The organism is Bacillus sp. 7_6_55CFAA_CT2 (assembly GCF_000238655.1).
GTDB classification, from domain to species: Bacteria; Bacillota; Bacilli; order Bacillales; family Bacillaceae_G; genus Bacillus_A; species Bacillus_A cereus.
This window is the reverse complement of sequence record NZ_JH414710.1, coordinates 153,799-167,900: the sequence shown is the minus strand read 5'-3', so window position 1 is coordinate 167,900 and position 14,102 is coordinate 153,799. Positions and strand designations below refer to the sequence as shown.

The following is a 14,102-nucleotide window of genomic DNA, read 5'->3' as shown; positions in this document are numbered from 1 at the left end:
GTGCTACGAAATATTAGTAGCACCTTCTTTTTTATTTAATTAATGTTTTACGTATTCTAAACTTTCTTTTGCAATATACGCTTCTGTTACAGTAGGATTATCTGAAATAACTTTAACCCACGCTTTTCCATTTATTATCTCTTCACCAGTAACTGTGACAACTACATTTGTATTTAAACGATACAGTCGCTCATTTGATATACTAGGATTCTTTTTCACTTCCACGTTATTCATCACACGTGCAAGTTTGTACTTGTTGTATTCTTTTTTACCTAAATAAGAATCAAAACGGTTCATATGCCCCGCTACTTTTTTACCCCAGTTCGCATCAGATGCATATTTCGCATTTAAACCAGCAGCTTTATCACCTGTATATGTTGCTGTATAACGCCAATGTCCTGGATTTAAATATCCTTCATTCATGTATAATTTTGCTGCATGTTCAATACAATCTTCTTTTGAATTGAATGCTTCTCCGTTACCATACGGACTATCGTCTGTTGCTTTTAAACCAAATAAATTATTTTTGTCTTTTGCAAGAGCGCTTGTTCCATAATAACTTTCATGAATTGCTAATGAATATAAGAATAATGCATTTACATTATACTTGCTTTCTACTTCTTTAAATTTCTTTCCTAAACCAATTAATGGAGAGTCTGGTTTAATCGATTTCACATAACTATCTAGTTGTTCAGCTGTATAATCTGTTTTCGAACGTAATGATAAATAATTGAAATATTGATAGAAAGTTTCGTCTCCAAATGTCTTTCCATCTACACTATACATTTGCTGTCCTTGCTTCATGAAAGAAGGTGCCACACCATATCTAAATTCTGTATATCCAGGTGAACTTGTATTATATGTATAATATTTATGGTATAAATATCCATCTGATTTCACATAATAAGACGACTGTTTCATTTCATTTGTAGGAATTAAAGTGATTTCATTCTTCTTCACATAACCTGTTAAACCAGAAAGTTGAACTTTCACACGATCTTCGCCAACTTCTAACACTTTCAATTCTGTTCCATACTGAATATACGTATATACTGTTGACAAATTCTCATCATAAATATTAATGATGTTTTGCCCAGTTATTCTTTTCGCACTTGCAAAACCATCTTTAATCCATAAAAATTCGTTCTCGTATTTTACCGCATTCATACCTTTATTTTGAGCAGCCGTAACCGCTTCTTTATACGTATTATAGCGCTCTACTTCTTGCTCTGTTCCGTTTTCTCTTACATTTGTCACAACATATTTCTTAGTTTCTACAGGATTGCTATTTCCGTTTTTTTCAATCGTCTGAAGCATGCGATCCAACATAGCTGAAGCCATCCCTCTTGTAGCTGATAAATGTGGTCTAAATGTATTATCTTCTGGATACCCTTTAATAATTTGAGTAGCCACCATAACTTGTACATGCTCTTTATAGTTAATACTATCTTTATCAGTAAAGGTAAGCGGACTTACAGCTACTTTAATATTTTTATAGTCTAACGCTCGCTTTACCATTATCGACATTTCTTCACGTGTAATCACATCATTTGGTGAGAATGTCTCGTTCGTACGACCATTAATAATTTTTGCTCCATATGCTCTACTTACACCATCATATAAACCGTAAGTCTTCGGCACATCCTCGAAATTCGAATCAGCTTTCGGTAAATTTAAAGCCCTTGCTATGAATGTAGCAAACTCTGCTCTTGTTACTAATTTATCAGGCGCATATACATTGTCTCCATACCCCATTAAAACTCCTTTAGTAATAAGTGAGCGCATATTCGTCTCAAACATATGTCCTGTAATATCATCATTTGCCGCATAACTTGAAATAGGAGTTAAAAGTAATGATCCCGTTAATGCCACTGCTGTTATACCTTTTGAAAAAGTCTTCAAGGTTATCCTCCTCGTAATCTACGAATTTATTATCACAAATTTGATTATATAATAATCACAATCATTTTAGCATAATAAATAGGAATTAAAATAAAACGTTTTTTAATTAGAATTTTCATTAAATTCAAAACAAAAATAAAAGACACTTTACTTTTTTAATAAAGTGCCTTTTTCCATATGATCAATGAGTTTCTTTGTTGCCTGTTTGCCTTGCAACCGAAGCTCATCTATTGTCAATTGTAACTCTTGCTGCACAGTTCCTTGTTGCATTAATTGCTTTTTCGCAATTTCATATAAATACTCAGCACTCCATTCGCCATCCACACTTCCTATAACTGGCTGATTCACTTGACTTAAAAACGAATCAATTTTCGGATCGTATGAAATCCCGACCATTGGAGTTTTGGCTACGGCAGAAAAAACAAGTGCATGAAGACGCATACCAATTAGTAATGAACATTGTGATAAAATGAATATTTTCTCGTCGATATCCATTTTATATGGAAGCATATACGTCTCTTCTCCCATTAAGTCTACTACTTCACGCGAAGCTTTTTGATCAAATGGCTCATGCATTGGAACAAATAGAATTTGGTATCCTTCTTGCTTTAATTTTTTTAATGCCGCAGCTAATTTTTTTATATAATCTTCTTTTGCATTCCAATAACGCACACTAACCGCGATTACTTTTCCATGTATCGAATGCTTTTGCAACCAATCCGATTGTTTTGTCCGTTTCCATGTTAAAACAGGGTCTGGAACAATTTCAATATCGTTTTTTATGCCAAGTTCTTTTAAATATAAAAACGAATCCTCATCTCGAACTGATACATAGGAAGCTTTTGACAAGTTCCATTTTACTAATAGACGATTATACCCTTTTGTAATTGGACCTATTCCTTGTGAATAAATATAATACGGCTTTTTTAATAATCGAGCGAGTCCCATAATACCCGTATAATATAGAATACTCTTCGTACTTGTCTGATCTTGAAGAAGGCTCCCGCCACCGCTAATAACTCCATCACTGTTTTTTATCGCATCATAAACAGCTTTTATATCCCAGCGATCTACCGATTCTACACCATACATTTCCTTTGTATATTTAGAATCATTTGATAGTACTACTAGTTCTATATCCGGGTTCTCTTTACTTAACGATTCAATAATTGATTGTAGAATCGCCTCGTCTCCAACATTATAAAAACCATAATATCCTGATAAGACTAAACGCACCCTAAATCTCCTCCAAAACTAGGTAACCGTTTATTTCATCTAACATAAACTGGTACCCATTCCTTACCTAAACACTTGATACCCTACATAGTTTCCTCTTTATCAGTTCATATGAATTATAATAAAAAATTAAATTTCTATATTTATCTTTTCAAAAATGGTATTTTGTTTATTGATATCCATTTTAATTTCAAAGCACATACACCATACAAAATGGTTGTAATACTTAATGCTATACCACTGAATAATAACGTCATAATTCTTGAAGTTGTACCATCTATCACATTACATAATTCATACAATCCTAGTCCCAAAATACATGCTATTGCTAACACACCGAAAAAGCTTTTTAAATGAATAGAATAGGCAATATAGCTTCGAATATACAAATGATTTACAATACAAATCAATACGTAAGTAATTAGTGTACTATACGCTGCTCCATCTATGCCAAACTTCTGCACGAACATCATGTTTAACACGACTTTCACACAACTCGCACCAATAACAATCCATGCAGCTTGTGCAGAACGGTTAATGCCCTGTAAAACACCTATTGATAATACCATAACCGCAGTAAAATACGAACTGCCAATCATAACTGTTAACATACTACTGCCTTTTACATCTGTGAACAATCCGACATTTAACGGTACTGTTAATGCCATCAACCATATTGTTAACGGCGCTGTCAAAACATGCGCTAGTCGATTTGTATTTTGAATTGTTATTTTCGCCAAATTTATATCTCTTTTGGCCAATGCGGAAGTTAAGAGTGGTATTAACGGAAATACAATTGCACTTGCAAAAATAACAATTATTTGCGTGAATGCAAAACCGCGACTGTATATTCCAAATTGTTCTTGAATTTCTGTTGATGATCCTTGTAATACATGCGGTATTGTAAGCGAGTCTACTAAATTTAAAAGTGGCATTGATAAAGCTCCGATAGCGATTGGGATCGATACCCGCAATATCTTTTTGCCGTTTTCTCTTAAATCTCGGAGCGAATAGGAATTGCTTTTATTGTAGTATGGACTTCTATTATATTTTATACGCAAATATATAAGCGAACTAATAACTCCAAGAAAAGAGCCAACCATCGCACCACTAGTAATAACAGTATTACTCTTATCCCATGATACTAGTATGTAAGCAATTATTAACATAAAAAACACACGTACAAATTGCTCAATGACCTGTGATACCCCTGTTGGTTTCATATCACCGAAACCTTGAAAATACCCTCTATACACCGCCATGTATGGCGCAATGAGTAATGCTAATGAAGTAATAAGCAACGGCATTCTAGTTTCTTGTCCACCGAGCATATTCGCAATTTCAATAGAAAATAATACAATGACTAAACAGCCGAAAATGCCAAATGCTATCCCAATAATTGACGCTGATTTAAATAATTTCGCAATTTCCTTTTGCTTATTTTTTTCGTTCAACTCTGCAATTAGTTTCGAAATTGCAAGTGGAACTCCGGCTACTGATAATGTAAGAGCAATCATATATACAGGAAAAACAAGGCGAAAAATACCGAGCACTTCATCTCCTGCAATATTTTGTAATGGAATTTGAAAAAAACTACCAAGCAATTTTGACAAAAAAGTTGTAATGGTTAAAATTGCTGCTCCTTTTACAAATGTTTTATTCATATTTTTTCTCTTTTCTTTTATACATATACTCTCAAACATATTGTTTTAAGCGATAGGGATTCATTTTATCCCATTGGTTATCATAACAAATTTATTATAGGTTGAATACTTGGTTTTTTTTTCAAACTAGAAAAGCGAACCCATTTAAGCCTGTCTCTTCACAATATTTTTCTAATTCCTTCCATTATATATGTACACACTATAAGCGTTTCTGTTACGCCAAAAGAGCCCTTCCTCTCTGTCACTGCGATACATATTACTAAAAACATTATAAAAACATCCCACAACTCTACATTATAATTTATGTAAAATTGTGAGATATTCTAATTACTATCTAAACACTTAAGATTTTCAATTGCTCTTTCTGTTCATCGCTTGCCATTACTGCGATTGTTTTTTCAATACTCGGATGTACTTGCTCAAGCTTTACACTTGCTCCTACTTTATTTGATTGCTCAACAAAATTTAATAATGCCATAGCTCCTGATACATCCATATAACGCACATCTTTCATACGTAAAACAACCGGTGACTTCACATCTTGTAAAGTAGAGAAAATACGATCTACTGATAGGAAAGAGAGCGGCCCTTGAATTGTGTACGTTTCTTCTTTTTCTTTTACGATAGAAGTTTTACGTTCTTTACATTTCACCATATATATGATGAACGAAAGAATAATACCGAAGGCAACAGCAATCATTAAATCGAACTTCACCGTTACAATCATCGTTACGAGCATAACAACGACATCACCTTTAGGAGCGACATGCATCTTTTTCATGCTTCCCCAATCGAACATTCCAATACCAGTTAAAATTAAAATACCTGATAATACAGCAAGTGGAATATATTGTACGACCGAACCAAGACCCATAATAAAAATAAATAAGATAACACTATGCATACATGCCGAAAGTGCCGTTTTACCGCCACTTCTTATATTCACGATAGACCTTACAGTCGCACCTGCACCTGCTAATCCGCCAAACAATCCGCTCATCATATTACCGATACCTTGTCCAACGAGCTCTTTATTACTTTTATGACGTGTACCTGTCACATTATCCATTACGACCGATGTTAACAACGAGTCAATCGACCCTAACAAAGCAATACTAAGCGCTGGTAAAATAAGTGCTGCTATTCCTGTTCCACTTAAAGATGGAATATGAAGCGTAGGTATCGCTTCTGGAATAGTTCCAATCTTTTCAATTACTTTATTTAGTGAAAGATTTCCGATAATCGGTAACTTTACTGTAAGTCCTTCGAGTAGAGAAGAAAATAAAGGAAGCAAAGCTGTCACACCGACTAGTGCTACTAAACTAGACGGAATCGCCTTAATCCATTTACCAGAAACAATCATTACAATAATCGTTAACACAACAAGTAGAAAACTATTTTGTACGTGTTTTATTTCGCCTAAAATAATGATTAATGCAATACCATTCATAAATCCTGAAACGACAGGATACGGAATATATCGAACGTAAGAACCGAGCTTACATACACCGAATAAAATTTGAAATAATCCTGCCATCATAAAGGCAATAAAACTTGCCTCTAACCCGTGCGTCGCAATAACTCCTGTTGCAATAACGGTAATCGGTCCAGTTGGCCCTGTTACTTGCCCAGGTGTCCCGCCAAATAACGCTGCGAATAAACCTGCAAAAATCGCACCATACAATCCAACAAGCGCTCCCTCAGACGTTCCTGTCGCAGCAATACCAAACGCAATCGCAAGTGGTAACGCAACAATCGCAACAGTAAATCCTGCTAAACATTCCTTTGCTATTTTTTGAAACATAAAAAAACCACCTTTGTATAAAGTCCATGTTCCATTGTACACCTAAAAAGATACATTCGTTAGCTCACTTTTTACATTCTCGTGACGTAAACGTATTCAACGAAAAGTTTTCCCCTTATCTTTGGAAACAATTGCAACTATGCTATAATGAACAAATTAAATCTTTTACTATATACTTGGAGGCACTATGCTAACTTTTGAAGAAAAATTATCGATTATTGAATCTTTCCCAGAACTAGAAAGAAAGAACGTATCATTAAAACGTGTAAACTTCCACTTTGAAGAAAGTCGTTTAGATAAAAAGAACGTTGTATTTCATTTACACCCAAATGGAAATGGATTTGTATATGCAAGCGGTATTAAAGGTTATAAAACAGATGATAAAGGTATGGTTAACATCCGTGAGTTTTCAGCAGAGGAGTTACGTTCAGTAATTGAGAAATCAATTGACCTTCTATCACAAGAAGAGGTAGTAGCACCTGTAGAACCTGCGAAAGAAGAAGAATGGCAGAACGAAGATGGTCATATTCTTACTCTTATTTCAGAGGATGACATGTGGAACGTGTACGCTGGTGTAAACTTAGACGGTACATTCAACTCTTATCCAGAAGCTGCGGAATACCTTGATGAAGAAGGCTTTTCACGCAAATAAAAATAGAAACCTATTTCATTCAACGACTTTTATAGTAATCAAAGAAGACACTTAAGGTGTCTTTTTTTGTTATATAAACTCCTTTCTCACACTATCTCTACTAATTTTCATAAAATGATTCAGAGGAGGTTTATATGAATACAACTGCTAAATTAATAAATTGGAAAGAACATGGCGATATGATTATTCTAGAATGTGAATTAAATGGAAAACGCTTCGAGATATCAACATATAAACAAAGAATATATAATGCACACCTTTTATCAGATGACGTTTATATTCGTTTAGACTCATCTGATAATATAATTGGAATAAATATTTATAAAAAGTAAGAAAAGCCCCCTATTCCGTAGGCGGGCTTTATCTTTATCACACAATATCAGAGTATACTCTCTTTTTTTCATACAGTTTATGTAATTATACATATTCACCAAAAAATACACTAAATGAATATTACATGTAGTAAAATATAACTTGTGGGCACGTTCTATAAAGCAGATTCTTTTAAAAGGCGTAACATATCAATTATTATAGGGGATGTGGCGTCACTTCAATATTGATCTCAAATCTCTTGTCTTTTGTGAACTAACAATCTAGTGTATATAGACGATTCTGCTTTATAGTATGTGTTTACACTCATAACAAAGGGGTAATGGTAATACGGATAGATTCGTATGAAATGAAATGGTTCAAGTCGAAGAGAGGCACCTTAGGGTGCCTTTTCTTTTTGTATTACATCCACTTTGTTTTTCCACCTTATTTCAAATGCGCTAATTAACCTTCACCAAGAAGAAATGAGAATTAACAAAGATATTGTTTCTTCTGTTTAATATAGAAAAATGAAGGATACCCCATAGATATGGGGCATCCTTCATTTTTTATTTTTTCGCACCTTTCAACGACTCCCTCAGCACAAATTTCTGCAACTTCCCGCTCGCATTACGCGGAAGTTCATCTACAAATAAATAATGACGCGGACGTTTATAATCTGCTAGTTCATCACTTTCTTTGCAATACGTTTCTAAATCAGCTTCTGTTATTGTTTCATCTTTCTTCACAATAACTGCCACAACACGCTCTCCCCATAATTCGTCTGGCTCACCAAGTACCGCCACATCTAATATACCAGGATGACTATGAAGGAAATCTTCAATTTCACGAGGATAAATATTTACGCCACCGCTAATTACCATATCATCAACGCGATCAGCAACGAATAAATAACCGTCTTTATCAAAATAGCCTAGATCACCCGAATGATACCATCCTTTATACATCGATTTTTTATTCGCTTCTTCACGATTATGATAGCCAGCCATCATAGTTGGGCCGCGCAAAATAATTTCTCCCACTTCATAAGGAGGTAATACATCCTCTGGTTCTGCCGGTGCATCCTCGTTCGGTTTCACAATACGAACTTCATGGCTAAAGCATGGCGTGCCTGCTGAACCAGCTTTCGTAATTTGATCCTCCTCTACGAGAAACGCAACAACTGGCCCCATTTCTGTCATTCCGTATATTTGAACAAGATCAATATAAAGACGTTCTTTACATTCTTTTACTAACGCCGGTGCCATTGCTGCTCCGCCGTATATACCAATCTTCATCGAAGTTAAATCATACTGAGCTAAATCTTTTTGCAACAACATATTCCACATTGTCGGCGCTGCAAAGAACGTCGTAATCTTTTCTTCTTGAATCGTATGTAATACTGTTTCTGTATCAAAATGATGCAAAATAACATTCTTTCCGCCAACTTGAATGCGTGGTATGATTCCAGCGTTTAATTCACCACAGTGATATAAAGGCGCCACAACAAGCCCTACACTATCTCTATTATATTTAAGGAAATACGTACAAATCATACTATGCTCAGTCATTTCGCGATGACGATGTAATACGCCTTTCGGATGACCTGTCGTACCGCTCGTATAAAGCATTGAACAATAATCCATTTCATCAATTTCGATATTTACTTTCTCAGAAGATGCTGCATTCACTTTTTCATGGTAGGAGCTTGCATAGGAAGGTTTATCGTTTTCTATAGACCAAAAAGATGTATTTGGAAAATCTCTTTCAATTATAGCAACAGTTGACTCAACTGCTTTTTCAAAGACAACGACTTTCGAGGATGCGTCCTGAAGAATATAAGATACTTCTTTCGCCTTTAAGCGGAAATTAATCGGGTTAAAGATCGCTCCGATTTTCGCACAGGCTAAGTAAACGTTTACAAATTCACGGCAATTATATAAGTAAACAGATACCGTATCTCCCTTTCTTACTCCGTCTTCTAATAGAGCGTGCGCTGTTTTATTTATTTGTTCATCCCACTGTTTATACGTCCAGCGAATATTCTTTTCAGGTTCCACTAACGCCTCTTTATTCGGATACTTACCAACTGATAAATCAAAAATTCTCCCTATCGTCATGTACATGCCAACAATTTCCCCCTTTTCTCTTTCATAAATCTATCATTTCGTCCATAAGTAGACATTGTCCTTTAATGATTTGACTAATTTTTCTGATTATTATCGACATAGTTTTACATACGGTACCGCTAAACGGTAAATGAAATTATATCGGCGATTTTCCAGATATATCGACCGTAACTTGAAATATATCAGCGCAACTCGAATTATATCAGCGATTTTTCGAATATATCGACTTACCGACAAAAACTGACAAGATATAATCGGACCGCCCGTTACTGCAGGATAAAAAGAGGTTGTTCCAACTCGGAACAACCTCTTTCTTCTTATGCAAATAGCTCTTCTAAAATTTTCAGTTTATCTTCTGTATATTTCACAAAGCCATCGTTATATGATTTTGGATCTTTCGGATTTGCGAAGTGCGTAATTGCTCCCGTCTTCGGATGAACAAATTTACTTGATGCACCACAACCAAGTCCGATAATTGATTGTACTTCTTCCATAATGACAATGTTGTAAATACTTTCTTGCGTCGGCATTGCATAACCAACGTTCTCTAAGTTACCTAAAATATTCTTTTGACGATATAGGTAATATGGTACGTAATTATGCTTTTGCGTCCACTCTTCTGCTTCGTGCATCATCGCTGTAATTTCTTCGCGACCTGCTACTTTATATTTACGTTTGTTTTGCGTCATTTCAGAAGCACGTTTAAATGATAACGTATGAACTGTTAATGATTCTGGCATTAACTTTTCTGTTTCATCTAACGTATGCTTGAAGATATCTAACCCTTCACCAGGAAGACCAATAATTAAGTCCATATTAATATTGTTCATTCCCATTTCACGAGCTAAATGGTATTTCTCAATTGTTTCTTCTACAGTATGATGACGTCCAATTGCTTTTAGTGTCTCTTGATGGTATGACTGCGGATTAATACTAATACGGTCAATGTTCCATTTATTTAACACTTCTAGCTTTGCTGGCGTAATTGTATCTGGGCGACCTGCCTCAACTGTTACTTCACGCACATTTTTCACATCTGGGAACGCTTCATACATTTCTTCATACAGCATATCCATCTCTTCTGCTGTAATACTTGTAGGTGTACCTCCGCCGTAATAAATCGTCGTAACTTTTACACCTTTTTCTTTTAAAAACTTACCAATTTCACGAACTTCATAATGTAAACCACCTAAGAACGAATCAACAGAGCCTTGGCGTCCATTAATCGCATAAGCCGGGAATGTACAATATGCACATTTCGTTGGGCAGAACGGAATACCGATATAAATACTTACTTCTTCTTTCAAACGGTATAAATCCGGAACAACTGCTAATTGGCAATCAACAATGCGCTGAAGAAGTTCAATTTTCTCTTCATGAATTAAATAACTTTCACGAAGCTCTTGATGCGCTTCTTCTTTTGACATACCATTTTGAAGCATTTTATGAAGAAGTTTCGTCGGACGTACTCCCGTTAAAATACCCCAGCTTTGTTCAATACCAGTTAACTGCTGAAGAACAGAAAGATATACATAAGAAACAACGTGTTTCACTTGCTTCATACGCTCTTTTTCATCTGTGAAAGCAGATAAATCTTTCGAGAATGTTTCTTCATACACATTTCCTGTGCTAACATCCGTTAATTGAGCGGATGCTTTCACATTATCCTCAATGTGTATATCAACGATAAGATTTGCTTCCTCTTGTTCAAATCCAATCGTACTATCTTCAAAAAATAAGCCGCCAATATTTTGTAGCGGACGTAAAAAACGATCATCTTGTAACGTTTTAATTGAAATTAACAACATTATCACCTTTTCATTTGCAAACTCTCTTTAGTTTACTTGAAGGGCGTTTACAGGTCAATACAGAAGGTTTTACCTGTTTCTCTTACATTTTTTCAAATAATTCTTTTTATGAATATCGCTCCTGTATATAGACATCATCATTTTCTCTTGTTAAAATTTATTAGTACTAAAATCGATACATAGTGAAAATACAATATAAAAAGGAGGAATGTTAACACTAGATTCCATAATCTAATGTGTTAAAAAAATATGAAAAAGAAATTTTATAGTGTTTTAACTCTCTCTCTTGCATTACAAACTGTTCTTGCACCTACTTATTCATTTGCAGAGAGTGCTGAAAAATCCGCTGAAGTATATACGGAAGATCAAGTTTTTAAAAGTATTAAAGAGCATGTTAATGAGCATAGTACTCATGAAGAAGATATCGAGGTTACTGGTCAATTCCTACTATACACTTCAAAAAAACATTCATTATATACCGCGAATGATTTAAAAAACAAATCGAATATCGAGATTACAGAACAAGTCGTAACGGCGACAAAGAAAAAAGGAAATGCTTATTACATAACGACGCCAACTGGCGCTGGATGGATAGATAACAATGATAATAGCTTAGAAGTTCAAGAGATTCATAAACTATCTAATCAAAAATTAATCGTAAAAGAAGAAGCTTCCATACATGCCCTTCCGTTCCAATCATTTAAAGAAGAAGGGAAACTACAGCCACAAGTCATAACTCCTACTGAACAAGCTGGAAATTGGTTTAAAGTCCAAATAAATGAAACAACAAAATGGATTTATGCACCTTCTGCTACATTTGAAGGTACAAAAGCTTCATTATTAAAAAACAGTCGTACTGCTAAAAATAGTTTATTGAGATCGCCAGAAGCTCTACAAACAAACAATATTTATGGCGTTACATTTAAAGAAATGATTGTCCCAAAAGGAAATGACGATATTCGCCCTGGCTACCCGATGGTACCTAAATATATTACGATTCACGAAACAGCTAATACAGCGAAGGGTGCCAATGCTCTAAATCATGCAAAATTCTTAGATAATCAAGCACGCGGAACAGCTGATCGCGCCGCATCTTGGCATTTCACAGTAGATGATAAAGAAATTTATCAACATCTTCCAGTAAATGAAGTTGGATGGCATGCTGGAAATAAAACTGGAAACTATGAATCTATCGGAATTGAAATTGCCGTTAATCAAGATGGAAACTATGAAAAAGCGGTAGAAAATGCCCGTAAATTGGCAGCTTATTTAATGAACGACTTAAATATTTCTCTAGATAAGGTCCAAAAACACCAATTTTGGTCAGGAAAAAACTGCCCTGCGTTTATGATTCAACGCGGACAATGGGATGCTTTCTTAAAAGGAACTGAAACATACTATAAGGAAAATCAAAAAAATCCCATAACTGATGACATTACAGGTGGATGGTATGAACAAGACATTCGTCAATTAGCAGCTAGAGGCATTATGCAAGGAGAAGGGAACGGCAAGTACTTCCCAGAACGTCTTGTAACGCGTGCTGAATTTGCTACACTAATTACTCGTGCTTTACAATTACCAAGTGGAAATGCTAATTTCACAGACTTAGAACAAGTACACCCATCGTTAAGAGACGGTATTAATCGTGCAGCAAGCGCAGGTATAATCCGCGGACGTGGTGATAATACATTTGATCCAAATACTACAATTACACGCGAAGAAGCTGTTATTATGATCGATCGTTCTCTAAAACACGCTGGTATTTTTGCAAAACAAGTTGAACTACCATTCGTAGACCAAAACTTAATTTACGCTAAAGAAGAAGTACAAAGAGTGTATGGATATGGAATTGTAAAAGGTAATGAATTTAATCAATTCGTACCAAAAGGACCATCACAACGTGCACACGCAGCTGCATTTATAAACAGAATGCTTAGCGTAATTGAAGCTTAAAATATTTATCTGTATTAATTTAAAAGGCATCAGAGATTGTATAATCTCTGATGCCTTTTATACATCTTTTAACTATTTTTAGCCATGAATCTTAAACGTATTCCTAGTAACAGAAGCATAAAACCGATGAATGGAACGTAATTCGTATTGTGTCCTGTAGCTGGAAGTTGTTGATTATTAGAAGAACCTTGTCCTTTTTCTGGTAAATTAGGTTTTTCTACTCCCTCACCTGGTTTTTCTGTTCCTTCACCCGGCTTCTCTGTTCCTTCACCTGGCTTCTCTGTTCCTTCACCTGGTTTTTCTGTTCCTTCACCTGGTTTTTCTGTTCCTTCACCTGGTTTTTCTGTTCCTTCACCTGGTTTTTCTGTTCCTTCACCTGGTTTTTCTGTTCCTTCACCTGGTTTTTCTGTTCCTTCACCTGGTTTTTCTGTTCCTTCACCTGGTTTTTCTGTTCCTTCACCTGGTTTTTCTGTTCCTTCACCTGGTTTTTCTGTTCCTTCACCTGGTTTTCTGTTCCTTCACCTGGTTTTCCGGACCTTTTCTGTATCTTTTATTTGTAATTTGAAGTTTACAAATTCAATTTTCATTAGAAATCGTAAATTTCATTTCCTTATCGGATAAAGTATATCCTTCTGGCGCTTGGAT

Annotated in this window: 9 protein-coding genes and 1 pseudogene; 3 read left to right on the top strand and 7 right to left on the bottom strand. The window is 35.2% G+C overall.

All coding sequences use genetic code 11. From position 1 onward, the window contains the following. Positions 1–39: 39 nt before the first annotated feature. From HMPREF1014_RS16440 to HMPREF1014_RS16425, 4 genes are all read right to left on the bottom strand, one after another. Positions 40–1,902, bottom strand: a complete 1,863-nt coding sequence (locus HMPREF1014_RS16440; protein ID WP_000847506.1) for an S-layer homology domain-containing protein — start codon at positions 1,900–1,902, stop codon at positions 40–42. A gap of 147 nt (positions 1,903–2,049) precedes the next feature. After that, positions 2,050–3,138 carry a polysaccharide pyruvyl transferase CsaB gene (gene csaB, locus HMPREF1014_RS16435; RefSeq protein WP_001241590.1) on the bottom strand — a complete coding sequence of 363 codons (1,089 nt, stop codon included), beginning with the start codon at positions 3,136–3,138 and terminating at the stop codon, positions 2,050–2,052. A 143-nt stretch (positions 3,139–3,281) separates the two neighbouring features. Beyond that, positions 3,282–4,802 (bottom strand): putative polysaccharide biosynthesis protein, encoded by a 1,521-nt coding sequence (locus HMPREF1014_RS16430; RefSeq protein WP_001043992.1) that lies wholly within the window; start codon positions 4,800–4,802, stop codon positions 3,282–3,284. A gap of 334 nt (positions 4,803–5,136) precedes the next feature. Further along, the gene (locus HMPREF1014_RS16425; protein ID WP_000486650.1) at positions 5,137–6,606 is read right to left on the bottom strand and encodes a SulP family inorganic anion transporter; all 1,470 of its coding nucleotides are present in this window, start codon (positions 6,604–6,606) and stop codon (positions 5,137–5,139) included. Positions 6,607–6,793: 187 nt separating this feature from the next. Here HMPREF1014_RS16425 and HMPREF1014_RS16420 point away from each other — a divergent pair, with 187 nt between their 5' ends. Both HMPREF1014_RS16420 and HMPREF1014_RS16415 read left to right on the top strand, forming a co-directional pair. After that, positions 6,794–7,258: a hypothetical protein gene (locus tag HMPREF1014_RS16420; RefSeq protein ID WP_000954998.1), complete on the top strand. Its 465-nt coding sequence runs from the start codon at positions 6,794–6,796 to the stop codon at positions 7,256–7,258. A 134-nt stretch (positions 7,259–7,392) separates the two neighbouring features. Beyond that, a complete protein-coding gene (locus HMPREF1014_RS16415) occupies positions 7,393–7,590 on the top strand; it encodes a hypothetical protein (RefSeq protein WP_001098260.1) in 198 nt (65 codons plus the stop codon). Between the two features lie 546 nt (positions 7,591–8,136). Here HMPREF1014_RS16415 and HMPREF1014_RS16410 read toward each other — a convergent pair. After that, entirely contained in the window at positions 8,137–9,693 is a 1,557-nt protein-coding gene (locus HMPREF1014_RS16410; RefSeq protein WP_000281980.1) for a fatty acid--CoA ligase, read from the bottom strand. 320 nt (positions 9,694–10,013) lie between these two features. Continuing rightward, positions 10,014–11,504, bottom strand: coding sequence for a coproporphyrinogen III oxidase (locus tag HMPREF1014_RS16405; RefSeq protein WP_002164625.1), 1,491 nt, complete (start codon positions 11,502–11,504; stop codon positions 10,014–10,016). Positions 11,505–11,753: 249 nt separating this feature from the next. On the opposite strand from HMPREF1014_RS16405, the gene HMPREF1014_RS31335 reads away from it, so the two are divergent. After that, positions 11,754–13,457: an S-layer homology domain-containing protein gene (locus HMPREF1014_RS31335; protein WP_000726529.1), complete on the top strand. Its 1,704-nt coding sequence runs from the start codon at positions 11,754–11,756 to the stop codon at positions 13,455–13,457. Between the two features lie 68 nt (positions 13,458–13,525). On the opposite strand, the pseudogene HMPREF1014_RS32185 reads toward HMPREF1014_RS31335, so the two are convergent. Then, positions 13,526–14,102, bottom strand: a pseudogene (locus HMPREF1014_RS32185) (LPXTG cell wall anchor domain-containing protein); the annotation flags it as partial.

Bases quoted from the DNA above. Each gene is read 5' to 3' on its own strand.
- HMPREF1014_RS16430 (WP_001043992.1), bottom strand. From the start codon at position 4,802: ATGAATAAAACATTTGTAAAAGGAGCAGCAATTTTAACCATTACAACT.
- HMPREF1014_RS16425 (WP_000486650.1), bottom strand. From the start codon at position 6,606: ATGTTTCAAAAAATAGCAAAGGAATGTTTAGCAGGATTTACTGTTGCG.
- HMPREF1014_RS16415 (WP_001098260.1), top strand. From the start codon at position 7,393: ATGAATACAACTGCTAAATTAATAAATTGGAAAGAACATGGCGATATG.
- HMPREF1014_RS16410 (WP_000281980.1), bottom strand. From the start codon at position 9,693: ATGTACATGACGATAGGGAGAATTTTTGATTTATCAGTTGGTAAGTAT.
- HMPREF1014_RS16420 (WP_000954998.1), top strand. From the start codon at position 6,794: ATGCTAACTTTTGAAGAAAAATTATCGATTATTGAATCTTTCCCAGAA.
- HMPREF1014_RS31335 (WP_000726529.1), top strand. From the start codon at position 11,754: ATGAAAAAGAAATTTTATAGTGTTTTAACTCTCTCTCTTGCATTACAA.
- HMPREF1014_RS16405 (WP_002164625.1), bottom strand. From the start codon at position 11,504: ATGTTGTTAATTTCAATTAAAACGTTACAAGATGATCGTTTTTTACGT.